We start from the raw sequence: 24192 nt of genomic DNA, 5'->3' as shown, positions 1-24192 counted from the left end.
GTCACAGGCGCCGCTCAGCCGGGAGACTGAATATTTCGCCTACGATCAAGGCCGTTGTCTCCAAGGTCGTCTCATTGCGGCGTCCGCGCGTAAACTGACTAGACTACCGATTCTTTCAGTCTGCTTTACAACCTGCGAGGCTCAACGCTACAATGAGAGCCGTGTGTCACGTGTCGAATCAGGTCGACGGTCGACGGCGGTTCGGCCCCGCGCATCCACTGGATATTCGCCATGGATAGATTGCAGACGTCGCGTTGCGTGTACGCCGGGCAGTGCGTCGCGAGTCCCGACGGCCGAAACGGGGAGCGGAAACTTGTGAGTAGGGGGAGGTTTTGCGGTGGCTGAACCACTCTTGGCCATTAGAAACCTAAAGACGTATTTCATCAGCAAGGATGCTGAGGTCCGGGCCGTTGACGGCATCGATATCGAGGTGCAGCCGCGGCAGGTCGTGTGCATCGTGGGCGAATCCGGATGCGGCAAGAGCATGACGTCGCTGTCCATCATGCGCTTGGTGCCGAAGCCGAAAGGCAAGATCGTGGACGGCGAGATCTGGTTCAACGGCCGGGACTTGCTCAAGCTCTCCGAGGACGAGATGACGGACGTGCGCGGCAACGAGATCTCGATGATCTTCCAGGAGCCGATGACGGCGCTCAACCCGGTGTTGACCATCGGCGAGCAGATCACCGAGGTGCTGTTGCGCCACCGCAAGATGACGAAGCGACAGGCGCTCGCGAAAGCCATCGAGATGCTGCAGTTCGTGGGGGTACCGCGGGCCAGCGAGATCGTCCATGAGTATCCCCATCAGCTGTCTGGTGGCATGCGGCAGCGTGTGATGATCGCGATGGCCATGGTGTGCGAGCCGAAGCTTTTGATCGCGGACGAGCCCACCACCGCCCTGGACGTGACCATCCAGGCGCAGGTGTTGGAATTGATGAAGAAGATGCGGGAGGATTTCGATACGTCCATCATCCTCATCACCCACGACCTCGGGGTGGTGGCGGACATGGCCGATCACGTGGTGGTGATGTACGCCGGCCAGGTGGTGGAATCGACCGACGCGGACAGCCTGTTCGCAGAACCGACGCATCCGTACACGAAGGGGCTGTTGGCGTCCATCCCGTCGCTGGAGGAGGAGAAAGACGTGTTGTACTCCATCCCCGGCACGGTTCCGGACGCGGCCGCGTTCCCGCAGGGGTGCCGGTTTGCGGATCGCTGCCCGATCGCGCAGCCGAGCTGCCGGGAGAAGATGCCGGAGCTGCGCGAAGTGAAACCCGGTCACTTCGTCCGCTGCGATCTCGTATGAAGGGACGATTGAGATGAGCGAGAACTTGCTGGAAGTGCGCAACCTTAAAAAATACTTCCCCATCACGGCGGGGTTGTTGCGCCGGACGGTTGGCCATGTGAAGGCGGTCGACGACGTCTCCTTCACGGTCAAGGCGGGCGAGACGCTCGGCATCGTGGGCGAGTCGGGATGCGGCAAGTCGACCACGGGGCGCATGATCATGCGGGTGCTCGAGCCCACCTCCGGCCAGATTGTGTTCGACGGCCAGGACATCACAAAGCTGCACGGCAAAGAGTTGCGGGCGGTGCGGCCGAAGTTCCAGATGGTGTTCCAGGACCCGTACGCGTCGCTCAACCCGAAGATGGGGATTGAGGAGATCATCGCGGAGCCGCTCATTGTCAACGGGGTGAGCCGCAAGCAGGCGACCGAGCGGGTCATCCACTTGCTCGAGCGCGTGGGCTTGCGGGCCGATGACCGCCACAGGTATCCGCACGAGTTCTCCGGCGGCCAGCGCCAGCGCATCGGGATCGCGCGCGCTCTCGCGTTGAACCCAAAGCTGATTGTGGCCGACGAGGCGGTCTCTGCGTTGGACGTGTCCATCCAGTCGCAGATCTTGAACCTGATGATGGACTTGAAGAAGGAATTCAATCTCTCCTACATCTTCATCTCCCACAACCTGGCGGTGGTCCGCCATATCAGCGATCGCGTCGGCGTCATGTACCTCGGGCACATGGTCGAGCTGGCGGACAAACGTTCACTGTACGCGAATCCCCGTCATCCGTACACAGAGGCGCTGCTGTCGGCGGCGCCGGAACCGAAGCGCCAAGGGCGGCGTGAGCGCATCATCCTGCAGGGGGATGTGCCGAGCCCGGCCAATCCGCCGAAGGGTTGCCCGTTCCACACGCGCTGCCCGAAGGTGATGGACGTGTGCAAGATGGAGCGGCCGGTGCTCAAAGAAGTGGCGCCGAACCATCTGGTGGCCTGCCACCTGTATTCGTGATCCTGGACAGAGACACCCCCCACAGGGGGTCGGACGCAACGCACGCCCGGGGCGGCCGGCAGGCCGCCCCGCCATCAGGAGGAGGGGTTTCATGGGGACCTACGTCGTCCGCCGCGTGCTCGGCATGATTCCGATGGTGTTCCTCATCACGGTCTTCGTGTTCCTCATCATGCACGCGGCGCCAGGAAATGCATTTGACGCGATTATGAATCCGGCCATTAAGGATATCGAGCAGTTGAAAGAGCAACTCGAACACAACGCCGGCTTGGACCAGCCGCTGTGGTGGCAATACGTGCATTGGCTCGGCCTGTTCGTCACGGGCAACTGGGGGTTCAGCTTCACCCACCATGTGCCGGTGACGCAGCTGGTCGGCCCGGCCATCCGCAACACGTTGATCCTCGGGATTCTCGCGGAGGTGCTGACCATCGCGCTCGGCGTGCCGTTTGGCATCCTGCAGGCGCGCAACCCGTACGGGAAGTTCGACTACACGTCCAACATCGTGCTGTTCTGCCTGTACTCGGTGCCGTTCTTCGTGTTTGCGATTTTCATGATCTATTTCTTCGCCATCGACTTGCAGTGGTTTCCGGCGCAGGGTTCCACCGGGACCGGCGCGAATGCGGGGAGCCTGGGCGATCACCTGTACCACGCCCTGTTGCCCGCCCTGTCGTTGGCCTTCGTGAACAGCACGATATACAGCCGTTACACGCGCGGATCGATGCTGGACGTCTCGCGCAAGGACTACGTGCGTACCGCCCGCGCCAAGGGTCTGGAGGAAGGGCGCGTGTTCACGAAGCACGTGTTCCGCAACGGCATGATCCCGATTGTGACGCAGTTCGGCCTGGATTTCGGCAATATGGTCGGCGGCCTCATCATCACCGAGGGCATCTTCCAGTACCAGGGGATGGGTCAGCTGGTGATTGATGCCGTCAATGGCCGAGACTACAACGTCATCATGGCGACGACGGTGCTCATCGCCATCGGCGTCCTGATTGGCAACCTGTTGGCGGACATCCTGTATGCCGTGGTCGACCCACGCATCCGTTACGACTGAGGGAGGTGATCCGATGTCTGCAAGCACTGCAACTGCTCCGCAGAAGGCGCAGGCCCAGCCGCGCGGCCGGGTCAGCAAGAGCCCGACGCGGTTGGCATTCGAACGGTTCATGTACAACAAAGCGGCGGTCGTCAGCGTGTTTGTGCTGCTGGTGATCATCTTCATCTCCATCGCCGCGCCGCTGTTCACGCATCTGGATCCCACCCATCAGTACTTGATGGAGACGGATGCGCCGCCGGGCGGCCTCCATGTGCTCGGGACCGACAAGAACGGGTTCGACCTGTTCTCCCGCGACCTGTACGGGGGCCGCAACGACCTGTTGATCGGCTTTGTCGACACCCTGTTCGTGATGGCCATCGGCATCTTGTTGGGTGGCCTCGCCGGCTACTACGGCGGATGGGTGGACAGCCTGATCATGCGTTTCTGCGATTTCATGCTGAACTTCCCATTTTTCCTGCTCATCATCGTGCTGACGTCGATCTTCAATTCCTCCGGCGTCTGGCTGTTGATCGTCGTGATCGCCGTCGTGTTCTGGCCGCCGACCACCCGTATGGTGCGCGGCTTGTTCCTCAACCTGCGCGAGTCCGAGTTCGTGCTGGCCGCCAAGATGGCGGGCGCGAGCCCGTGGCGCATCATGTTTCGCCACATGCTGCCGAACATCATGGGCACCCTCGTCGTGAATGCGACGTTCACGATGGCCAACCTGATCGCGGTGGAGGCTGCGCTGGCCGTGATCGGATTCGGCGTGCAGCCGCCCAACCCGTCATGGGGGAATGTGTTGAACGACGCGCTGGACTACTTCACGCTCAAGACTGAACCTTGGGTGTGGCTGCCCCCGGCGGCGCTGCTCACCATCACCATCCTGTGCATCAACTTCATCGGCGACGGTCTGCGCGACGCGTTCGACCCGAGCTTTGAGAAATGAGCGTCCGGTGTGCACCCGGACCCATGCGGCCGGCGTCCACCGGCGGCCCAATCGGGGGAACTCCTTATCGGGGTTCCCCCTTTGGTTTACCGCGTACCCATGGGCACCCGTTTGCTTTTTGACGTACGGCGGCAGCTTCGGTAACGTAGGAGACATCCGGGGACGGTCCAACCGCTGCCAGATGTCCGCGGTACCCCTGGCTCCCGAAGTGAGGTGAACCATGTGTCAGTCACAGGACAATCGCCCGCCTCCGCCGCGCGTGTGCGCCGCAACCGCCTCTGGTTCCTGTTCGGCGCGGCGGTCGTGCTGGCCCTCGCCGGCTTGTTCGCCCATCTGACGCTGCAGGCGTTGACCGTGCGCGCCACGACCAGCACGGAGTTCGGACAGTACGTATCGGATCACGGCATCGGGCACGTGGAGCTGATGCACGACGCCTCCGGCTTCGACGAAGATTTTATGGTGCTGCACCTGAATCAAGCGGTACCCGAGAATCGCCTCCAGAGCCAAGTGATCGAATGGATGCAGACCTATTACCAGCTCGACGGGGGAACGACGCTGACCATCGACTATGTCGATCCCGCCACAGGCAAACGCGTGGTGCAGGCGGACGCGGTGCTGGATCCGGCGAAGCACATCCTCACGCTGACGCTCAACCAGGGCGGCGAGCGCCGGGTGGTGCGAACGTCGGTTTCGTGGCAGCGGGGGACCAACGGAGGCTGACAGACTGCAGGGGCGGGGAAAGCCGTTCGGCGGTGATCGGCTCCGGCCTCGGCGGCGTGCCTTGGCGATCCGACCGGGAAGCGGGGCGCCGGTGTGCGGACGGTGGCATCATTCGAAGCGATGCCACGGCACCAGCGCCTCCAACACGACGGCGGCGAGGATGCCGACGAGCATCCCGTTGCTCGCGATGGCCTGAATCATCCCCGGCAGGCTTGTGAAGGCGGAAGCGGGCGTGGCCTGAATGGCCAATCCGAGCAGAGTGGGGCCGGCGAGGCGAAAGAGCGTCCGGTAGTTGAAGGACAGGCCTTCCAGGTTCTGCAGGGCGGAGCCGAAGATCTGCAAGTAGGCGACAAACAGCACGGCGTCTCCGACGCTGACCGGGAGGGTGGAGAAGAACCCGGTCGCCGGCGGGATCGATCCGATGAGCAGAAAGAGGATGGCGCCGAGGATGAACGGGCCCCGATTTAACAGCCGGGTGGTGCGCAAAAAGCCGATGCTCGAGGTGTAAGGGGCGTAGGGGACCAGCGCGAGCGGGCCGGAGAGCGCGGTGAAGGCGCCCGTCACGACGAAGGACCTGCGAAACTGGCGGTCATCGACGCGGCAGCCGAACAGCGGCTCAGCAGCGCGGAGGGTGGCGACCGTGTTCGTGCTATTGATGAGGGCAGTCACCACACACGCCACCACGATGCCGGTGTGCCACACCGGGTGTCCCCAGGCGTACAGTTCCACCATCTGCCCCCATTGCGGCGCGGCACCGCCGTGCGACGGTCCGAAGCACACGACATACACCACCCAGCCCACCGCCAATCCGATGAGGATGGCGAAGTTGCTGAGGATGCCCTGTGCGCCGATGGTCAGCGCGCTGACGCCGATCACCAGGGCGAGGGACAACAAGGCCACCCCAGGCTGGATGGAGGTGCGCTCGTCGAGTCCGACCATACCGTGGAAGAAGATGTCTATCAATTGGGATGCCAGGAGGAAGAGGAGGACGGCCATGACGACCGGTGTGAACAGCCGGTTCAACACCCGGTGAATGCCGAGCAGGCCGCACAGCACCACGGCCAAACCGCCGAGCACCATCCCTATGGCCATGCTTCCTCCGACCTCCTGCAGGCTCAGGCCCGACTCGGTCCCGGTGGCGGCGAGATTGAGGATGACGCCCCACCACATGCCGGACTGGCCTTCCATCAACGGCAACCGGTGTCCGAGGAACACCTGCACCAAGCAGGCCAGGCCGGTGATCACGAATGACCGGGACATGGCCCCGGCGAGCTGCCCGCGTCGAGGTGGTACGCGCCACCGACGGACAGGGGGATGACGACGATGTTTGCGAACATGAACACCAGCCACTGGACGCCCGCAAACAGCTGGACGGCTGCGGTCTTGGCGATCCCTGGCGAAGATGGCATCAACGGTTCCACTCCTTTTGACGATGGACAGCATGGGACGGCACCGGTGCAATGTCCGCACTTGGCCGTTGGATACGCAGGGGTGTGATGGGCACCTTTTCATCCTACTACACGGCTTCCTCGCATTGGGAGAGGCCCGGCGGAAAAATGAGACGCGAGGTGTCGGCATGAGCGCGTACGACGTGATTTTCTTCGATCTCGATCACACCCTGGTGGACACGCGCCAACAGTACCATCTCGGGGTCCCGAAGGCGATGCGGGCCCTGTACGGTGACGCGTGGCCGGACACGTTCCTCGAGCGGTTTCTGCACCACCACGAATTGCTCTGGCCAAACTACGATCGGCGGGTCATGACGATGGAAGAATTGAGGCGGGAGCGGTTTCTGCGGGCTTGGCGGGACTTCGGGGTCGAAAAGGACGCGGAGGAAGCCAGACGGTTCCACGAGGCGTACATGGCCGCCTTTCCGGAGACGCTTCGCCCGTATCCGGAGACCCATCGGTTGCTCGAGGCGTTGTCGCCGGAACACCGGCTGGCCATCATCACGAACGGATCGCCCGACATGCAATGGGAGAAGGTGCGCCTGTGCGGGCTCGACCGGTACTTTTCGGAGGAGGTGCTGTTCATCTCGGAGCGCATCGGGCATGCGAAGCCCCATCCGAGCGTCTACCAGGCGGCCATGACCGGCATGGGCGTGGCGGCCCGCGATGCCTTGATGATCGGGGACAATTACCAGGCCGACATCGAGGGCGCGCGGGCGTGCGGGATGGATGCGGTGTGGTACGTGCCCGATCCGGAGGGGTTCCGGCAGCTGTGCGCGCAGGTGTCCGACCCGCCGCTGCACCGGGCGGAAGACGTGGTGGCGCGGGTGCGTGAGTTGGAAGCGGCGCGATCGTGAGACCGGGCAGCGGCGTGCCGGTTGCATGATGGAACGGCACCCGGTGACATCCTAGGACCGGCAGAGGTTGCCTGGGGATCCCTTCCCAGGCGTGACGCGCCGGGAGGTGAGCGCGTGAGCGCAGGGATTTGGTCGCTGGTTCCGTTCTTGGTGGTGATCCCGATTGCGATGTGGACGCGGCAGGTGCTGCCGGGCCTTCTGGCGGGACTGTTGGTGGGGGCGTACATGCAGGATCCGACGCCGCTCGGCGGGATCGACGCCGCCTTGGCGTACATCGCGAAGGAGTTGGCCATACCGGACAACCTGCGGCTGGTGATCTTCCTGTACGGATTCGGCGCCTTCGTCGGGCTGGTGCGCGTGACGGGCGGCGTATCCGGGTTCGCGCACTGGATGGCCGACCGCGTGAAGTCGGTGCGCGGGGCCTTCGCCGTCACCTGGGTGTCGTCGCTCGTGACCTTTATGGCGCCTGATTTTCGCATCATCACCGTGGCGCCGGTGATGCGCCGCATCTTCGAGCGCCTGCGGGTCCCGGCCGAGCGGGTGGCATTCACCATCGACGCGACCTCGACCCCGGTGTGTGCGCTGGTGCCGGTCGGCACGGCGTTCGTCGGGTACATGGTGGGGCTCATCGCCACTTCGGCCCGCCATCAGACCTTGCCCGGATCGCCCTATCATCTGTACCTGATGAGCATCCCCCTCAATTTCTTCTCCTGGCTGATCTTGGCGTACACGCTGGTCCTCTCGTTTCGCGCCTCGCCGAGCGCGGAAAGGCGGGAGGCCGCGCAGCGTCGGGCGGAGGACGAGCGGCGCGCGGCAGGCCGCGGCACCGTGCCGGCGTTGCCCCGTCCTGCCCGGTTGAACGCAGAGACGCGCCTCAAAATGGCTTCCCAGTTCGCGCGGGCGGAGTTCGGCGCGGAACTGCCGCCAGACCTGCCTCCCCGCGAGCGTCCCGCCGCAGCCGAGGGCCTGGCAGCGAGGGGGCCGACGAGCCGACTGCGGTGAGCGAGGGCCGGGCCGAGCGACGGCCCGCAGAGGGGATTGGCGCGGCCGACGCGTTGAATCCGCCGGATCCCGTGGAGTTTGTGTCTGAACGCATCCCGCCGCGCCTGATGAATCTCGCCGTGCCGCTGCTGCTTTTGCTCGGTCTGACGCTGTTTCTCACCTGGTGGGACGGGCGCGGCAAGGCGCCCACCGTCTGGGGGGCGCTGGCGCAGGCGAACGCGGCGAAGGCCATGCTGGAGGCGTTGCTCATCACCCTGCTGGCGGCGTTCGTGTGGTACACGGCGCAACGCGTTCCCGTTGAGCGCACGGTGTTCGGCATCTTGGCCGGCGGCAACGAGATGATGGGGGTCATCGTGCTGCTGGCGTTGGTCTGGGCGGTGTCGGCCGTCTCCACGGACCTGGGGTTCGCGGATTATGTCGAGCGCACCATCGGGCGGGCGGTCCCGGCGGCCTTTGTCGCCCCGGCCCTGTTTCTATTCGGGTGCGCCATCTCCTATGTGATCGGCTCGTCCTTCGGCACCTGGGGGATGCTTCTGCCGCTCGGCTTCTCCCTGGCGGCGAGCACCCACACGCCGCTGCCGCTCATCGCCGGGGCGGTGTTCGCGAGCGGCACCTTCGGCGGCTTTGCCTCGCCCCTGAGCGACAACACCGTGGCGATGGCGACGGTCATGAAACTCCCGGTGATGGACTACGCGCGCCACAAGCTGAAACCCGCGCTGTGGGCGGCAGGGGGCAGCGCCTTGCTGTACGCGGCCGCGGGTTGGGTGGTATCCTAGGCCGTGGAAACGGAGGGGTCGAGATGGTCGAATTGGATCTTCGTTTTGCCGAAGGGGCTGTGGCCGAATCGGAGTGGCGCCAACTGCAGCCGTTTGTCTCCGACATCCACCGCCGCCTGCACGCCGGAGACGTGCCGGGGGCGGATTTTCTCGGGTGGCTGCATCTGCCGAGCGAGACGTTGACCGGCGGGATCGATCCGCTGCTCGCCGCGGCGGCCGCCGTCCAGGAGCAGGCGGACGCGCTGGTGGTGGTGGGCATCGGCGGATCGTACCTGGGCGCAAGGGCGGCCCTGGAGTGGTGCCTGCCGGAGTATTTCAACCAGCTGCCGCGCGCGGTGCGAGGCGGGCCGGAGGTGTACTTCGCGGGCAACCACCTGAGCGCCCCGGCCCTCGCCGATCTGCTGCGGGTCCTCGCGGGCAAACGCGTCTGCATCAACGTGATCTCGAAGTCGGGCACCACCACGGAGCCGGCCGTGGCGTTCCGCGTCCTGCGGGCTTGGCTGGAGCAGCAGGTGGGCCCGGAGGAGGCGCGCCGCCGCATCTATGTCACGACCGATCGGGCGCGCGGGGCTCTGCGCCGGTTTGCGGAGGCCGAGGGGCTGAAGACGTTCGTCATCCCAGATGACGTGGGCGGCCGCTACTCGGTGCTGACGCCGGTCGGTCTGCTGCCGCTCGCGGCAGCCGGGGTGCCTGTAGCGGAATTGTTGGAGGGGGCCCGGGCGGCGGAGGAGGCCCTGGCGACGGACCGGCTGGACGACAACCCGGCATACCGCTACGCGGCCGTCCGCAACGCACTGCACCGCAAGGGCAAAGCGGTGGAGGTGTTGGCGTTTTACGAGCCGGCGCTGCGCAGCTTTGCCGAGTGGTGGAAGCAGCTGTTCGGCGAGAGCGAAGGCAAAGACCACAAAGGCCTGTTCCCGGCCTCGGTGGCGTACACCACGGACCTGCACTCGCTGGGCCAATTCATCCAGGAAGGCGCACGGAACCTGTTCGAGACCGTGATCACGCTGGATCACCCGGGCGAACCCATGTCCCTCCCGGCCGTGGCGGGCGTGGAGGACGGCCTGGAATACCTCGCGGGCCGGGACCTGTCGTGGATCAACGATCAGGCGCGCATCGCCACGCAGCTGGCGCACGCCGACGGGGGTGTGCCGAATCTGCGGATCCGGGTCGCGGATCGCAGCGCGCGGTCGCTGGGCGAGCTCTTCTATTTCTTCGAGTTGGCGTGCGCGGCGAGCGGGCTGTTGCTGGGGGTCAATCCGTTCGATCAGCCGGGGGTGGAGGCCTACAAGACCAACATGTTCGCTCTGCTCGGCAAGCCGGGGTACGAGTCGGCGCAGGCGGCGCTGCGGGCGCGGTTGGCGGAAGGCGCACGGTGACGGGCGTGGCGAGGCTGGGGCGCTGTCCGCAGGCGCACGTGCAGGCGGGTACGGGTAGGGGGCCGGAGGCCGGGGGCCGCAGAGAGCGCATCCCGCCGCGCCGTAATCACAGTTTTCGCCTTATTACTTTACCACGAGCGTTGAAGTAAATGCGAAACTGCCGTTATGCATGCCTTGTTCCGGCGGATTAAACGCAATTGGTTTAGTCGTCATCCTGACCCCGAGAGGAAGGGCTGGGTCTCCCAGCCGTTCCCCTCCATGTTCCAATCCGTCTGGTAAAATACATGGGGTAACCGAGGTCCTGCATCTATGCAGAATAGGCAGCGTTTCATGTGGTGGATGTCCGCTTGGGACGTACGCTATGCACGGTGTCGGCGGCTTTTCTGCCCAGATTCATCGACGGTCTCAAAAATCGTGTTGTCGTTCCGCGATAGCATGGAAAACGCCGGCCAAAGTCCAACGTCGTCAACGCTGGCTACAGCTCGACGCAGCCAAACGCCCATCAAAGCCGGCCGGCGTCATCACGAAATGCCGTCCCGAACGCCCGAGGCGGCGCAGGGAGGGGGCATCCCATGGACAACCCGCGTCAACTCCTCAAACAGTATTTGGTTCGGCATCGTTGGGCGTACCTCGTCTCCATCCTGTCCATCGTCCTGTCGGAGATCGTGATGGTGCAGTTTCCGCACCTGCTGGGCGAATTTACAGATGCGCTTCAGGCCGGGCGAGTGGACGGCCGCGCGCTGTGGCGTTACGCCGCCCTGTTGGCCGTCGTCGGGATCGGCTACGTGGTCCTGTACGGATTCGGTCAGATGCGAAACGGCATGCTCGGGCGTCAGTTCGAGTACGAGCTGCGCCGAAAGCTGTTCCTCCACTGGGAGACCTTGTCGACGTCCTACTTCCGCCAGCGCAGCATCGGCGATCTCCTCAACCACGCCCTCAACGACGTTCGATCCGTTCGGGATGCCCTCTCCGGCGGCCTGAACATCCTGACCAATGCCATCTTCCTATTGGCCTCGACGCTGGTGATGACCTTTCGCACGGTGAGCGTCAAGCTGACCCTGGTGAGCATGATCCCGATTGTGTTCGTGCCGTTCCTCGTCGGGTGGCTCGGGCCGCGCATCCGCAATGCGACGCGGCAGGCCCAGGAGGCGCTGTCCGACATGGCCGACCTGACGGAGGAGAGCTTGACCGCCATTCGCCTCATCAAGGCCACCGCCAACGAGGAGGTGGAGCAGCGGCGGTTCACGGAGCGCGTCGACGCCATTGTCCGCCGCCAGATGGGCGTCTTCCGGCGCAGCGCGCTGATGCAGTCGCTGATCCCGTTCATGGGATCGTTGGCATTCGTGATCGCCCTGTTGTACGGCGGCGTCCTGACGATCACCCGGGAAATCCCCCTCGGCTCCTTCGTCGCGTTCACTTTGTACTTGGCGATGCTCATCACGCCCCTGCAGGAGATGGGCTTTGTCTTCAACTATTTCCAGCGGGCCTCCGCGTCGTTGCAGCGCTTGGAGGTGCTGCTGACCGAGGTGCCGGACATCGGCGACGAACCCGGGGCCGCGCCGTTGGGGCGGGTGCAGGGGGAGGTGGTGATCGATCTCGATGTCTTCACCTACCCGGACGGCACGCACCCGGCCCTGCACGACGTGCGGATCCGGGTGCGGCCCGGACAGACCCTCGGCATCGTCGGGCGGACCGGATCCGGTAAGACCACCCTGGTCAACCTGTTGCCGCGCATCTTCGATCCCCCGCCGGGCTCGGTGTTCATCGACGGGCGCGATGTGCGCACGGTCACCCTGCGGAGCCTGCGCGAGGCCATCTCGTACGTGCCGCAGGACGGCTTCTTGTTCTCGACCACCATCGGCGAGAACATCGCCTTTTCGAAAGCGGACGCGACCCGGGACGAGGTCATGGAGGCCGTCCGCAACGCCGCCTTCACCGAGGTGCTGGAGACGTTCCCGGAGGGGCTCGACACCCTCGTCGGCGAGCGCGGCGTGACCCTCTCCGGCGGGCAGCGTCAGCGGGCCGCCATCGCCCGCGCCTTGTTGAAGGACGCCCCGATCCTGATCCTCGACGACAGCCTGTCCGCCGTCGACATGAACACGGAGAAGCAGATCATCGCCAACATCCGGCGGGTGCGCCGCGACAAGACGACCCTCATCATCGCCCACCGGCTGTCGGCTGTGCGCCATGCGGACTGGATTGTCGTCCTGGACGGCGGCACCGTCGCCGAGCAGGGCACCCACGAAGACCTGCTGCGCCAAGGCGGCATCTATGCGGACATGTACCGTCTGCAGGAGACGGAACAGGGGGTGACCGCGTGAACAGCCTGATGCGCCTCTTGCCCTACGCCCGGGGATACGTGTGGCACTTCGTCGGCGTCATCCTGCTGGTCTTGGTGTATAACGGCACGTCCGTGCTGCAGCCGTACCTGGTGAAGATCGCCATCGATCAGGACATCACCGGACCCGCACCGAACCTGCACGGGTTGATGGAGATCGCGGGGTTGTACCTGTTGGTGGCCGTGGCGGGCCTGGCGGCCAACTACACCCAGGTGCAGCTGCTGCAGTACGCCGGGCAGAGCGTGATCCGCAAAATCCGCATCGCTCTGTTCTCGCACATCGAGCGGCAGTCGATGCGCTTTTTCGACACCAACGCCGTCGGCAGGCTGGTGACCAACGTGTCGAGCGACACGGAGACCGTGAGCCAGTTTTTCACCAACTTCTTCTTGAGCATGGTGCGTGACGGCCTGTCCCTGGTGTTGATCGTCGTGGCCATGTATCAGCTCGACGTGCGCATCGCCAGCTACTGCATGGGGCTCATCCCCATCCTCTTCGCCATCTCGCTGGCGTTCCGGCGCCGCCTGCGCGATCGCTACCAGACCACCCGCACCCGGCTGTCGAACATCATCGCCTTTCTCGCCGAAAACTTGGCCGGGATGCGTATTATCCAGATCTTCCACCAGGAGGAGCGGCAGGCCGGAGCCTTCGCGGAACTCAACGGGCTGCATCGCCGGGCCAGCGTCGCCGAGTACCGGCTGTCGGTGATGTTCAACCGGACATTCGAGCTCCTCGGCAACGTGGCCGTGGCGGCCGTGGTGTGGGTCGGGGGATGGGCGGTGTTGCGGCACACCATTCCCTTCGGCACCCTGTACGCGTTCATCACATACATCCGGCAGTTCTTCCAGCCCATCAACAGCATCACGCAGCAGTGGAACACCCTGCAGTCGACCATCGTCGCGGCGGATCGCATCGGCAAGGTGCTGGCCGTCCAGCCCGACGTGGCAGAGCCCGTGCATCCCCTCCCGCTGGAGGCGTTACCGCCCATCCGCGGCGAGGTCCGCTTTGAGAACATCACCTTCGCCTACACGCCCGGGCGGCCCGTGCTGCACGGCGTGTCCTTTACCGTACCCGCCGGGGCGTTTGTGGGCTTCGTCGGCGCCACCGGCGCCGGCAAGAGCTCACTGATGAGCCTCTTGACGCGGTTTTACGATCCGCAGGAAGGGCGCATCACCATCGACGGGATCGACATCCGCCGCCTGCGGCTGGCGGACTTGCACCGGATCGTCGGCCTGGTGCAGCAGGAGGTGTATCTTTTCACCGGCACGGTGGCGGACAACATCCGCCTCTTCCGCCCGGACATCTCCGACGAGGCGGTGGTGGCGGCCGCCCGGGCGGTGGGGGCGCACGAGGTGATTGAACGGCTGCCCGAAGGGTATCAGACGCGCCTGTTCGCCAAAGGGGCCAACCTGTCGATGGGCGAGCGGCAGCTGATCTCTTTCGCCCGCATCGTCGCCCTCAACCCGCCCATCCTCATCCTCGACGAAGCGACGGCCAACCTGGACAGCCAGACGGAGGCCTTGGTCCAGGCGGGGCTGGAGGCGGTCGCGAAGAACCGGACCACGCTCGTCATCGCGCACCGCTTGTCGACCATCCGGCACGCGGATCGCATCGTCGTCCTCCATCAAGGCCGCATCGTGGAAGAAGGGACGCACGAGGCGCTGCTGGCCTTGGGCGGCCTGTACGCCGAACTGCATCGGAAATCCGCCGTCGACGCCGCAGAAACGGGTTCCGCGGGCAGCGCCGCTCGGTGAATGATGCATGGAATCCGCCTGGAAAGATCATCCTATACCGAAAGAGCCCCGTGACCGGGGTTGACCATCACCCGCTCCTCGCGGGCGGGACAGGGTGAGGGATTCGCATGATCCTACGGCAAGCCAGGACGTTGCAGCGCCTTGCCGCGGCGGCTGCCGCCGTCTGGTTGGGCGCGGCGATGGCCCCGCATTCCGCCGCGTACGCCGCAACCGTGTCCTATCGGGTGGTGACCAATGAGATCGCCGCGAAGCAGGCCGATGGATCGGAAAAAGAAGTGTACCGGTTCGATCCCGCGGTGTACGTGGCCACCGAAGGGGACGACGTCGAGTTGCACCTGTACGGTCTCAAGGGACACGATCACCCGTTTGTCCTGGAAGGCTACAACTTGAAGGGCGTCATCCACCGGAATCAGGAGACCGTGCTGCGCTTCCAAGCGGACAAGCCGGGCTTCTTCCGCCTGCTGTGCACCGCCCACGCGGACGCGGCGCACGAGGGGCCGATGGAGGCCTATCTGGTCGTGGTGCCGAAGCGGGGGTGAGGGGCCCGCGGGGGGCTCCTGAGCCCCTGCTTCTTTCTTTCATCCCCGCCAAGCCTGTCGAATGGGTTAGAATGTTCGATAGGAATGGAGAGGGGGATGGATCATGAAGCGCATCACATGCCAGCAGCCCGGGCGTTTCGTGGCCGACGACGTGCCAGAGCCGGCGCGACGGACGGGCGAGGTCCTCATCCGCATCCGCCGCATCGGGATCTGCGGTACGGACATCCACGCGTTTCACGGCCGGCAGCCGTACTTCACGTATCCGCGCGTGCTGGGGCACGAGTTGGCCGGGACCATCGCCGAGATCGGCGATGCGGAGGCTCGCGCCACCGGGTTGCGGCCGGGCGATGCGGTGTCGGTGATCCCGTACCTGCACTGCGGCGAGTGCGCGGCCTGCCGGAGCGGGCGGACGAACTGCTGCACGCGGTTGGAGGTGCTCGGTGTGCACACGGACGGCGGGATGGTGGAGGTTCTGGCGGTGCCCGCGACGCACGTGTTCCCGGCGGTGGGGTTGGCGCTCGACCAGGCGGCGGTGCTCGAGCCCCTCGCCATCGGTGCCCACGCCGTCCGCCGATCGGGGATCGGGCCCGGGCAGACCGCCCTCGTCATCGGCGCGGGGCCCATCGGCCTCGGCGTGATGGCGTTCGCCAAGCGGCGGGGGCCCGCGTGATCGCGATGGACATCAGCGGCGACCGGTTGGCCGCAGCGCGGACGTTTGCCCACGCCGACGAGACGGTGGACGCGGGCGCGTTGACGGACGGGGCGGGGGTGGCTCGCAGACGGCCGGCGTTCAGGCGGCGTTGGCGGACCTTACGGAAGGGGCCTTCCCGGAGGTGGTCTTCGACGCCACGGGCAATGCCCGATCCATGGCGGACACCGTACAATATGCCGCCCACGGCGGGACCCTGGTGTACGTGGGCCTGGTCAACGGCGACGTGCCGCTGTCCGATCCCGAGTTTCACAAGCGGGAGCTGACGCTCCTGAGCAGCCGCAACGCCACCCGGGAGGACTTCGAGACCGTGCACGGCGCCGTCCGGGACGGCTTCGTCGACGTGTCCCGGTACGTGACGCATCACATCGCCTTCGACGACGTGCCCGAGGCCTTTCCGGCCATCACCCGGCCGGAGGCGGGGGCCATCAAGGCGTTGATTGAGGTGTGAGGCGGCCCCCACCGCCCGCGCCGTATGGTATGATGATCCTGCTTTGTCCTCATCCGCACTCCGGCGGGGTGCGCACTGGCTGAGGGGGATGATCATGCGACGCGGGCAGCGTTGGTTCGCCACCGAGCGCCTCGCGCTGTGGATGTGGCTCGTCGGTTTCGCCGTCTACCAGATGCATCCGTACAACGATCCCGATACCCCATGGCACCTGGGCGCGGGGCGCTACATGCTGCAGCATCACGTGGTGCCGACCACCGATCCGTTCTCCTGGACGGCCCACGGCCAGCCGTGGGTGACCCAGGAGTGGCTGTTCGAGGTCGTCTTCGCTTGGCTGGCGAACCATTTCGGATTCGCGGGCCCGTGGTTGATGCAGGTGGCCATCCACACCGTCACCGTGCTGGTGCTGTACCGGATCGGCACCCGGGTGAGCCACGGCCACCGGGTGGTGGCGGCCCTCGCGGCCATCGCCGCCACCCTCGTGCCGCTGGTCTTCTGGACGATGCGTCCGCAGATGGTCTCCTACATGATGTTCTCCGTCTTCCTGTGGATCCTGCAGCGGGTGCGCGAGGGCGCGACGCGGGTGCTGTGGCTGGTTCCGCCCCTGATGCTCGTGTGGGCGAATGCGCACGGATCGTCGAGCATCGGGATCGTCATGCTCCTGCTCGAGGTCCTGCTCAGCTTCCTCCCGCCCATCGGCCGATTCACCGGATTGACCCTGCCGCGCGGGGCACGCTGGAAGCTGCTGCTCGCGGCCGCCGCAGGCTTCTTGGCCGGACTTATCAACCCCAACGGGATCAAGGCGTACACGTACGCCCTGTTGTCCACCAACACCCTGATGACCGACAACATCATGGAGTGGCACTCGCCGAACTTCCACATCGATTCGTTCAAATACGGCCTTCTCCCGTTTCTCATCGTGTGCTTCCTGATCCTGTTGGGTCGATCCCGCACCATCCCCTGGCGGGAGACCCTGTACTTCGGGGGCTGCTTCGCGGTGGCGCTGGTGTACCAACGGTTCATCCCGTACCTGTGCATGTCCGCAGTCCCCCTGATGGCGCGGGTGCTCGCCGACTGGTGGCGCGTGCTGCTCCACCCGTCGCGGTGGCTGCGGGCCTTCAACGGGATCGTCATGGCGGGCACCCTGGGCTACCTCCTCTGGTTCCTGCCCGACGTGCGGGGCGGCGTGGACCAACACATGGATCCCGGGGCTTATCCGGTGGCGGCGGTCAACTGGATGCTCTCCCACGACCTGAACGGCAAGCTGGTCAACGGCTACGAATACGGCGGCTACCTGATCTACCGCGGTGTGCCGACCTTCGTCGACGGGCGCACCGACATCTACCTGCAGAATTCGGTGTTCTCCGATTACCTGGCCATCCGCAACGTGTGGTGGAACTGTCCCGACCTGCTGAACCAGTACGGCTTCCAGGTGGCGCTGTTCCCCAGCGGGTTTCCCATCGTGACGTATCTTGAACACGATCCCGATTGGCACGTCGCGTTCCGCGGCGGCGGCGCAGAGGTTCTGGTGCGAAACGACTTCCGGCCTGCGGGTGGCTGAAGGACTGTCACCCTCCTCCCCCGGCGCGCGTACCCTAGCTCAGGTACAAATGCCACGGGTCCGCGCATCGGCCTGTGCCGTGCGCGACCGGCCTGCGGCGAAGGGGGGATCCGCATGCGCGTATACACCGTGGTGGCGGGCGACGAATTGCGCGCGATCGCTGACCGGGTCGAGGCCACCACGCGCGATCTCGTTCGCTGGAACGAGCTCGCGGGGGAAGACGTGTTGGTGCCGGGGTTACACCTGTTGGTGCCGGGGCCGGCGACCCTGGCGCAGACCTATCGGGTCCGCCGCGGCGAGGACCTGACGCAGGCCGCCCGGCGCCTCGGCGTGTCGCTCGAAGAGTTGGAGAGCTACAGCCAGATTCGCCAGACGACGGGGCCCCAGTGGCAGGCAGGGCAGACAGTGCTCGTGCCGCGCCGCGTGACCCAGAAACGGACCATCGAGGTCAACGGCTACCTGTTGCCGCAGGGCACGCCGACAGACTCCGGCATCCTGCAGGATGTGGGACGTTGGCTGAGCTATTTGAGCATCTTCAGCTACCAGGCGCGCGCCGACGGAACGCTGGTGGAAACGAAGGACAACATCGCCCTCGAGGTGGCCAAGCGATACGGCATCGCGCCCTTGATGACGGTGAGCAACTTCGACGGCAACACGTTCAACACCGAACTGGCGCACACCATCCTGGCCAACGGCAGCATCCGGCGCCGCCTCTTCGATCACATCATGCGCCTCGCGCGGTCGAAGGGGTTCCGCGGGATCAACGTCGACTTTGAGCATATGCGGCCGACCGACCGGCCCCTGTACAACCAGTTCATTCGAGAACTGGGCCGCATCGTCCGGCCCGCCGGGATGTCCCTGTCGATCGCGCTGGGCCCCAAGACCAGCGACGACCCGATGGCCCAGTGGATGGGCGCGTTCGACTACCGAACGCTCGGCGCCGAGGTGGACTTCCTGATGCTGATGACGTACGAGTGGGGTTGGGTCGGAGGGCCACCGATGGCCGTGGCGCCGCTCAACCAGGTGCGGGCAGTGCTCGACTATGCGACGTCCGTCATCCCGCCGCAGAAGATCCTGATGGGCATATCCCTCTACGGGTACGACTGGCCGCTGCCGTATCCGGCCGGCGGGCGCGCCTCCGGGATCGCCAACAACACCGCGCAGAACCTGGCCATCCGCGAGCAGGTGCCGATCCAGTGGGAACATCCGTCCGCGTCGCCCTTCTTCCGGTACCGCACGCGTGAGCTGGAGGAGCGGGTGGTGTGGTTCGACGACGCATTGAGCGTCTCCGCGAAGCTGAACCTCGTCTACGAATACAACCTGCGCGGGGTGAGCTACTGGGTGCTGGGGAACTCGTTTCCTCAGAATTGGTACCTACTGGATGATAGCTTCGAGGTCCGGAAGGTGTGAAAGAGGGAGCACCTCCACGACTCCGCCAGCGGCAGGGGTCTTGGAGGTGCCTTTACAACTGTTCGGCCTGGCGCTTGAGCGCCGCCAACAAGTCGGCCACGCCCTGCTCGGGCTTCGCCGCCTCCTGTTCCAGATAGGCGAAGTCGATGTCTATCGGGGATCTCGATGGGCAACTGCAGTCCCGGATGGTACCAGTGGCGGGTACCCAGCGGTTTGGGCTCGAATCCCACGCGCTCAAACACCTCGCGTGCCCGCTCGTATCAGCCCGTCGGACGAGTCGCGTTCCAGCGCAGCCAGTCGATCCCGAACCTTCTGAATGTCCGTGTCAGAGATGGAGCTTCCAATGCCGGCCATGGCGTTCCGTGATCCCTTCCTCGTCCCATTGTTTGATCCGGTCGGAAATCGCCTGCGCGAGCAACGAGAGCTCCGCTTGGCTTCGCCGGCGGCGGATGCGCCGCTTCATGCCCGGCGACCCCGCGCGGATCCGCAACTGGATCTCCCGATTCTGCCGCCGGCGCTCGGAGTTGAGGAACTCGTCCAGCGATTTACGGGTCACACAATTCGCCTCCGTCTGTTCCGTGCCGTCGCTTTCATTATAGTCCGAGGGCGGGTCGCCGAGACAGGGGGCGACCCGCCCTCGAATCACACACTGACGCTCGCCATTCCACCTGGGCCGCTCAGTGGAACTGCGCCACCTCCGTCGATTCCTCCAGTGCCGTGGTCGACGACAACCCGCCTGAGACGACCCGCGACACCTCGTCGAAGTAGCCAGTGCCTACCTCCCGCTGGTGCTTGGTCGCGGTGTAGCCGTCCCGCTCGCTGGCAAACTCCGCCTCCTGAAGCTCCGCGTAGGCCGCCATGCCGCGGTCCCGGTAGCCCCGAGCGAGGGTGAACATGCTGTAGTTGAGGGTGTGGAAGCCGGCCAGGGTGACGAACTGGAACCGGTAGCCCATCTCCGCCAACGCCTCTTGGAACCGGGCAATGGTTCGCTCGTCGAGTTTGCGCTTCCAGTTGAACGAGGGCGAACAGTTGTAGGCGAGCGGTTTGCCCGGGTACTTGGCGTGGATGCCCTCCGCGAACTCGCGCGCCTCATCCAAGTCCGGCTCAGACGTTTCGCACCAGATGAGGTCGGCGTAGGGGGCATACGCGAGGCCCCGCGCGATGGCCATCTCCAGCCCGCCGCGGATGCGGAAGAACCCTTCCACCGTCCGCTCGCCGGTGAGGAAGGGTCGATCGCGATCGTCCACATCGCTCGTCAACAGCTTGGCGGAATGGGCGTCGGTGCGGGCGATGAGGACGGTCGGCACCCCGCACACGTCGGCTGCCAGGCGCGCGGCGACCAGGTTGCGCACCGCGTGCGACGTGGGAATGAGCACCTTCCCGCCCATGTGGCCGCACTTTTTCTCCGACGACAGTTGGTCCTCCAGGTGGACTCCGGCGGCTCCGGCCTCGATCATCCACTGAGTCACCTCGAAGACGTTGAGCGGCCCGCCGAAGCCCGCCTCGGCGTCGGCCACGATGGGCGCGAACCAGTCGATCCCGCCCCCACCCTCGCTCGATTGAATCTGATCCGCCCTCCGCAGGGCGCGATTGATGCGCGCCACCACCTCCGGGACGCTGTTGGACGGATACAGGCTCTGGTCGGGATACATGCTGCCGGCCAGATTGGCGTCCGCTGCCACCTGCCAGCCGCTCACGTAGATCGCCTTCAGGCCGGCCTTCACCTGCTGCACGGCCTGGTTCCCCGTCAGGGCGCCGAGGGCCCTGATGAACGGCTCCTCCTGGATGAGGCGCCACAGCTTCTCTGCTCCGCGCCGCGCGAGGGTGTGCTCCACGTGCAGCGATCCGCGCAGCCGCAGCACATCCTCCGGGGTGTACGGCCGCTCGATCCCCCACCAACGCGAATCCTCCCGCCACGACCGCGCCATCTGTTCCGCTTCCGCCTGCATCCACCCTGTCGTCATGTCCATCATCCTCTCCACAGAAATAGGTTGAAGGTTGACGCACGCAAGAAGATTTTGACCAAGTGTTTCACACGCGTGCGATGTATGTATATTGTTATATAACACGAATTGTTATATAACACAAGAGAAAAATTTCTTTGTGTTGTGTTGACGCAGCGCGATCTGGACAGTACATTGTTGTATAACAATCCGCGGAATGGCGGGAGAGGAGGACGAGGCCCATGCCGATGCAGCACCTGCGGACGGTGGGGACGGAGACAGAGACGTGTGTAGACCGGTGGGTGAATGGGCGGATGGAGGATTGCGGTGGAGGCGGTAAGGTATTGATGGACGCGCGGCAGGGCGGATCTTCCTTACCCTGTGTCGAGTGCGGGGCGGACATCCGGACGCAGCGGCCGGGGGCGGTGTACACCTGCGATCGTTGCGGTGGACAGTCTGAGTGAGGGGTTTTCCTGGGCCCATGAATCCGCTAACATAGAACTAGAATTTCGAATGTTGCTATGAGTTTGATGCGGGGTGGGCGAATGTCGGAGTTTCCAACGTTCTCTCTGGACGGCAGGCTGGCGCTGGTGACGGGCGGGACGCGTGGCATCGGGTTGGCGATGGCGCGCGGCCTGGCGCACGCCGGGAGCGATGTGGTGGTGCTGGGGCGCGATCCGGAGAGCGGATCGATAGCGGTCGCTGAGATTGAGCGTCTCGGTCGGCGGGGCGTGTTCGTGCAGGCGGATGTGACCCAGGAAGGCCAAGTGGTGGAGGCGGTCGAGCGGATCGAGCGTGAAGTCGGGCCGATTGACATCCTCATCAACAACGCGGGCAAGAACATCCGCAAGCCGCTCACCGAGTACGGAGCGGACGACTGGGACGATGTGCTCGGAACGAACCTGCGCGGCATCTTCCTCGTCGGGCGCGAGGTCATCCGGCGGATGGTCGGGCGCGGGCGCGGCAAGGTGATCAACATCGCGTCCATCTTCGGCGGAGTCGGCATGCCGTACCAGACCGCGTATGCAGCGTCCAAAGGCGGCATCGTGCAATTGACGAAGGTGTGGGCGACCGAGTACGCGAGCCGCGGGATCAACGTCAACTGCCTGGCGCCGGCGTACATCCGCACGCCGATGACGGCCGGCTGGCTGGAGGACCCGGACCGCCTGCGGGACATCCTGTCGCGCACGCCGGCGGGGCGGCTCGGCGAGCCAAAGGACGTGATGGGCGCGGCGGTATTCTTGGCATCGGACGCGTCGGATTTTGTCCACGGCCACGTGTTGTACGTCGACGGGGGGTGGCTGGCGCAATGACCGCGGAGCGGCCGTGGACGAAGCTGTACACCGCGGGGCTCGGGGCGGAGCTGGGGGTGGCGGAGGAGAGCGTGATCGATCTCTTCGAAGAGACCGTCCGCCGCATGCCGGACGCCCCCGCGGTGCTGTATTTCGACCGGGTGATTTCCTTTGGCGAGCTGAACGCGTGGGCGGATCGGCTCGCGGCGCGGTTCGCGGCGTGGGGCGTCGGTCCTGGCGATCGGGTGGGGCTGTACCTGCAGAACGATCCGGAGTTTCTCGCGGCCCAGTACGCGGCCTGGAAACGCGGGGCCATCGTGGTGCCGCTCAACCCCATGTTCAAGGAGAAGGAGCTGGCGTACCACCTCAAGGACGCGGGGGTGCGGGTGCTGGTGAGCTTGGCCTCCCTCTACACCGACGACGCACACCGGGTGGCCGCCGAGGCCGGGGTGCAGCAGGTGGTGTTGAGTGGGCCTGTCGCTCCGCGCTCGCACGAGCCGCTTCGCGACAGGCCCACTCCCGTCTCGGGGGTCGGGGCGCCAGAGCCGGCGGCCTGCTTTTGCGCGGGGGAGTCGGGTGCGGCGGGACCGGCGGTGGTGTGGCTGCGCGACGTGCTGCGGGAGGAGGAGCCGCGGCCGGACGTGCGGGTGAAGGTCCGGCCGGCCGATGTCGCATACCTCATCTACACGTCGGGTACGACAGGCCAGCCCAAGGGCGCCATGAACCTGCACCGCAACGTCGCCTACAACGCGCGCGTGTACCAGGCGTGGATGGAGATCGGGAGCGGCGACGTGATCCTCGGGATCGCGCCTGTGTTTCATGTGACGGGCATCGTCGGGCACATCGCGCTGTCCGCCTGCACGGGGGCGCCGCTGGTCCTCTTTCACCGGTTCGATCCGGGGGTCGCCCTCGACATGATGCGCCGTTGGCGGCCGACGATGACGGTCGGCGCCATCACGGCGTACATCGCCCTGCTCAACCATCCGGACAGCCGCCGACAGGACTTTGCGTCCCTGCGCCGGTGCTACAGCGGCGGGGCACCCATCCCCGAGCGCGTCGTGGCGCAGTTTGAGGATGCTTTCGGGGTGTACATCCACAACATCTACGGGCTGACGGAGACCAACTCACCGACGCACGCGGTCCCGTACGGACGGCGTGCCCCTGTGGACGGCGAGAGCGGCGCCCTCGCCATCGGGGTGCCGGTGCCGGGCTGCGACGCGCGGGTGGTGTCCCTGGACGATCCGCGCGTGGAACTGCCCCCGGGTGAGCTGGGCGAGTTGGCCGTGCGCGGGCCGATGGTGTTCTCCGGATACTGGGGGCGGCCGGAGGCGACCGCCCAGGCGTTCTGTGACGGGTACTTCCTGACCGGCGACGTCGTCCGGCGAGACGAGGACGGGTGGTTCTACGTGGTCGATCGGAAGAAGGACGTCATCATCGCGTCGGGCTTTAAGGTCTGGCCGCGCGAGGTGGAGGACGTCCTGTACCAGCATCCGGCGGTGCGGGAAGCGGCGGTGGTGGGCGTCCCGGACGCGTACCGGGGCGAGACGGTCAAGGCCTTCGTCGCCCTGAAGGCGGAATACGAGGGACAGGTGTCGCCGGACGAGTTGGTGGCCTTCTGCCGCGATCGGATGGCGGCGTACAAGTACCCGCGGCAAGTGGAGATTTTGCCGGAGCTCCCGAAGACGGCGACGGGCAAGTTCTTGCGGCGGGCGCTGCGGGGATAGCTGCCGTGTGACGAGAGGCCGAGGGGGGGCGGGCGG

The 24192-nt window shown here is 65.5% G+C and carries 24 protein-coding genes; 19 read left to right on the top strand and 5 right to left on the bottom strand.

The genetic code is table 11. The features are described from left to right. The first annotated feature begins 337 nt into the window (after positions 1–337). The 5 genes from N687_RS0107180 (at position 338) to N687_RS0107160 (ending at position 4978) form a co-directional block, all read left to right on the top strand. Positions 338–1303 (top strand): ABC transporter ATP-binding protein, encoded by a 966-nt coding sequence (locus N687_RS0107180; protein ID WP_029421209.1) that lies wholly within the window; start codon positions 338–340, stop codon positions 1301–1303. Positions 1304–1316: 13 nt separating this feature from the next. Next, positions 1317–2282, top strand: a complete 966-nt coding sequence (locus tag N687_RS0107175; RefSeq protein ID WP_029421208.1) for an ABC transporter ATP-binding protein — start codon at positions 1317–1319, stop codon at positions 2280–2282. A 91-nt stretch (positions 2283–2373) separates the two neighbouring features. Further along, positions 2374–3333 (top strand): ABC transporter permease, encoded by a 960-nt coding sequence (locus N687_RS0107170; RefSeq protein WP_029421207.1) that lies wholly within the window; start codon positions 2374–2376, stop codon positions 3331–3333. Between the two features lie 13 nt (positions 3334–3346). Continuing rightward, positions 3347–4258, top strand: coding sequence for an oligopeptide ABC transporter permease (gene opp4C, locus N687_RS0107165; RefSeq protein ID WP_035462097.1), 912 nt, complete (start codon positions 3347–3349; stop codon positions 4256–4258). A gap of 222 nt (positions 4259–4480) precedes the next feature. After that, positions 4481–4978 (top strand): hypothetical protein, encoded by a 498-nt coding sequence (locus tag N687_RS0107160; RefSeq protein ID WP_029421205.1) that lies wholly within the window; start codon positions 4481–4483, stop codon positions 4976–4978. Positions 4979–5086: 108 nt separating this feature from the next. Here N687_RS0107160 and N687_RS20795 read toward each other — a convergent pair whose 3' ends face one another. Continuing rightward, positions 5087–6238 (bottom strand): uracil/xanthine transporter, encoded by a 1152-nt coding sequence (locus tag N687_RS20795; protein WP_197029227.1) that lies wholly within the window; start codon positions 6236–6238, stop codon positions 5087–5089. Beyond that, the gene (locus N687_RS24355; RefSeq protein ID WP_197029226.1) at positions 6220–6387 is read right to left on the bottom strand and encodes a hypothetical protein; all 168 of its coding nucleotides are present in this window, start codon (positions 6385–6387) and stop codon (positions 6220–6222) included. Before N687_RS24355 ends, N687_RS20795 begins: the two co-directional genes overlap by 19 nt. 167 nt (positions 6388–6554) lie before the next feature. Between N687_RS24355 and N687_RS22025 the strand changes: the two genes are divergently transcribed. From N687_RS22025 to N687_RS0107105, 11 genes are all read left to right on the top strand, one after another. Continuing rightward, entirely contained in the window at positions 6555–7283 is a 729-nt protein-coding gene (locus tag N687_RS22025; RefSeq protein ID WP_051663023.1) for an HAD family hydrolase, read from the top strand. 114 nt (positions 7284–7397) lie between these two features. Continuing rightward, positions 7398–8285 carry a hypothetical protein gene (locus tag N687_RS0107145; RefSeq protein WP_051663022.1) on the top strand — a complete coding sequence of 296 codons (888 nt, stop codon included), beginning with the start codon at positions 7398–7400 and terminating at the stop codon, positions 8283–8285. Continuing rightward, a complete protein-coding gene (locus N687_RS0107140) occupies positions 8282–9061 on the top strand; it encodes a Na+/H+ antiporter NhaC family protein (RefSeq protein WP_231493424.1) in 780 nt (259 codons plus the stop codon). Before N687_RS0107145 ends, N687_RS0107140 begins: the two co-directional genes overlap by 4 nt. 23 nt (positions 9062–9084) lie before the next feature. Then, complete coding sequence (locus N687_RS0107135) at positions 9085–10440, top strand: glucose-6-phosphate isomerase (RefSeq protein WP_029421201.1); 1356 nt, start codon at positions 9085–9087, stop codon at positions 10438–10440. 572 nt (positions 10441–11012) lie between these two features. Further along, entirely contained in the window at positions 11013–12761 is a 1749-nt protein-coding gene (locus tag N687_RS0107130; protein ID WP_029421200.1) for an ABC transporter ATP-binding protein, read from the top strand. A gap of 8 nt (positions 12762–12769) precedes the next feature. Continuing rightward, positions 12770–14530, top strand: a complete 1761-nt coding sequence (locus N687_RS0107125; RefSeq protein ID WP_051663563.1) for an ABC transporter ATP-binding protein — start codon at positions 12770–12772, stop codon at positions 14528–14530. Between the two features lie 107 nt (positions 14531–14637). Further along, on the top strand, positions 14638–15069 hold the full coding sequence (locus N687_RS0107120; RefSeq protein ID WP_035462096.1) for a hypothetical protein: 432 nt from the start codon (positions 14638–14640) through the stop codon (positions 15067–15069). A 103-nt stretch (positions 15070–15172) separates the two neighbouring features. After that, positions 15173–15739, top strand: coding sequence for an alcohol dehydrogenase catalytic domain-containing protein (locus N687_RS23790; protein WP_156040071.1), 567 nt, complete (start codon positions 15173–15175; stop codon positions 15737–15739). A 130-nt stretch (positions 15740–15869) separates the two neighbouring features. Next, complete coding sequence (locus N687_RS23785) at positions 15870–16229, top strand: zinc-binding dehydrogenase (RefSeq protein WP_156040070.1); 360 nt, start codon at positions 15870–15872, stop codon at positions 16227–16229. A 94-nt stretch (positions 16230–16323) separates the two neighbouring features. Continuing rightward, entirely contained in the window at positions 16324–17787 is a 1464-nt protein-coding gene (locus N687_RS0107110; protein WP_029421197.1) for a hypothetical protein, read from the top strand. 114 nt (positions 17788–17901) lie between these two features. After that, complete coding sequence (locus N687_RS0107105; RefSeq protein WP_029421196.1) at positions 17902–19197, top strand: glycosyl hydrolase family 18 protein; 1296 nt, start codon at positions 17902–17904, stop codon at positions 19195–19197. Positions 19198–19249: 52 nt separating this feature from the next. Here the strand turns inward: N687_RS0107105 and N687_RS23780 are convergent, their stop codons facing one another. The 3 genes from N687_RS23780 to aceA all read right to left on the bottom strand — a co-directional run bounded on the left by N687_RS23780 (position 19250) and on the right by aceA (position 21161). Then, the gene (locus N687_RS23780) at positions 19250–19435 is read right to left on the bottom strand and encodes a hypothetical protein (RefSeq protein ID WP_029421195.1); all 186 of its coding nucleotides are present in this window, start codon (positions 19433–19435) and stop codon (positions 19250–19252) included. A gap of 87 nt (positions 19436–19522) precedes the next feature. Beyond that, complete coding sequence (locus N687_RS0107095; RefSeq protein WP_029421194.1) at positions 19523–19753, bottom strand: hypothetical protein; 231 nt, start codon at positions 19751–19753, stop codon at positions 19523–19525. 121 nt (positions 19754–19874) lie between these two features. Then, complete coding sequence (aceA, locus tag N687_RS0107090; protein WP_029421193.1) at positions 19875–21161, bottom strand: isocitrate lyase; 1287 nt, start codon at positions 21159–21161, stop codon at positions 19875–19877. A 221-nt stretch (positions 21162–21382) separates the two neighbouring features. Here aceA and N687_RS0107085 point away from each other — a divergent pair, with 221 nt between their 5' ends. The 3 genes from N687_RS0107085 (at position 21383) to N687_RS0107075 (ending at position 24156) form a co-directional block, all read left to right on the top strand. Further along, positions 21383–21604, top strand: a complete 222-nt coding sequence (locus N687_RS0107085) for a hypothetical protein (protein ID WP_029421192.1) — start codon at positions 21383–21385, stop codon at positions 21602–21604. A gap of 81 nt (positions 21605–21685) precedes the next feature. Continuing rightward, entirely contained in the window at positions 21686–22453 is a 768-nt protein-coding gene (locus N687_RS0107080; RefSeq protein ID WP_029421191.1) for an SDR family NAD(P)-dependent oxidoreductase, read from the top strand. After that, on the top strand, positions 22450–24156 hold the full coding sequence (locus N687_RS0107075) for a long-chain-fatty-acid--CoA ligase (protein ID WP_029421190.1): 1707 nt from the start codon (positions 22450–22452) through the stop codon (positions 24154–24156). The genes N687_RS0107080 and N687_RS0107075 overlap by 4 nt, the downstream gene beginning before the upstream one ends. Positions 24157–24192: the final 36 nt, after the last annotated feature.

It is taken from the genome of Alicyclobacillus macrosporangiidus CPP55 (assembly GCF_000702485.1).
In the GTDB taxonomy this organism is placed as follows: domain Bacteria; phylum Bacillota; class Bacilli; order Alicyclobacillales; family Alicyclobacillaceae; genus Alicyclobacillus_H; species Alicyclobacillus_H macrosporangiidus_B.
Note: the sequence above shows the minus strand (reverse complement) of the source record. Positions and strands in the feature narration are given on the sequence as shown.

Bases quoted from the DNA above. Each gene is read 5' to 3' on its own strand.
- N687_RS0107175 (WP_029421208.1), top strand. From the start codon at position 1,317: ATGAGCGAGAACTTGCTGGAAGTGCGCAACCTTAAAAAATACTTCCCC.
- N687_RS0107170 (WP_029421207.1), top strand. From the start codon at position 2,374: ATGGGGACCTACGTCGTCCGCCGCGTGCTCGGCATGATTCCGATGGTG.
- opp4C (WP_035462097.1), top strand. From the start codon at position 3,347: ATGTCTGCAAGCACTGCAACTGCTCCGCAGAAGGCGCAGGCCCAGCCG.
- N687_RS20795 (WP_197029227.1), bottom strand. From the start codon at position 6,238: ATGTCCCGGTCATTCGTGATCACCGGCCTGGCCTGCTTGGTGCAGGTG.
- N687_RS24355 (WP_197029226.1), bottom strand. From the start codon at position 6,387: ATGCCATCTTCGCCAGGGATCGCCAAGACCGCAGCCGTCCAGCTGTTT.
- N687_RS22025 (WP_051663023.1), top strand. From the start codon at position 6,555: ATGAGCGCGTACGACGTGATTTTCTTCGATCTCGATCACACCCTGGTG.
- N687_RS0107135 (WP_029421201.1), top strand. From the start codon at position 9,085: ATGGTCGAATTGGATCTTCGTTTTGCCGAAGGGGCTGTGGCCGAATCG.
- N687_RS0107130 (WP_029421200.1), top strand. From the start codon at position 11,013: ATGGACAACCCGCGTCAACTCCTCAAACAGTATTTGGTTCGGCATCGT.
- N687_RS0107125 (WP_051663563.1), top strand. From the start codon at position 12,770: ATGCGCCTCTTGCCCTACGCCCGGGGATACGTGTGGCACTTCGTCGGC.
- N687_RS0107120 (WP_035462096.1), top strand. From the start codon at position 14,638: ATGATCCTACGGCAAGCCAGGACGTTGCAGCGCCTTGCCGCGGCGGCT.
- N687_RS23790 (WP_156040071.1), top strand. From the start codon at position 15,173: ATGAAGCGCATCACATGCCAGCAGCCCGGGCGTTTCGTGGCCGACGAC.
- N687_RS0107110 (WP_029421197.1), top strand. From the start codon at position 16,324: ATGCGACGCGGGCAGCGTTGGTTCGCCACCGAGCGCCTCGCGCTGTGG.
- N687_RS0107105 (WP_029421196.1), top strand. From the start codon at position 17,902: ATGCGCGTATACACCGTGGTGGCGGGCGACGAATTGCGCGCGATCGCT.
- aceA (WP_029421193.1), bottom strand. From the start codon at position 21,161: ATGACGACAGGGTGGATGCAGGCGGAAGCGGAACAGATGGCGCGGTCG.
- N687_RS0107085 (WP_029421192.1), top strand. From the start codon at position 21,383: ATGCCGATGCAGCACCTGCGGACGGTGGGGACGGAGACAGAGACGTGT.
- N687_RS0107080 (WP_029421191.1), top strand. From the start codon at position 21,686: ATGTCGGAGTTTCCAACGTTCTCTCTGGACGGCAGGCTGGCGCTGGTG.
- N687_RS0107075 (WP_029421190.1), top strand. From the start codon at position 22,450: ATGACCGCGGAGCGGCCGTGGACGAAGCTGTACACCGCGGGGCTCGGG.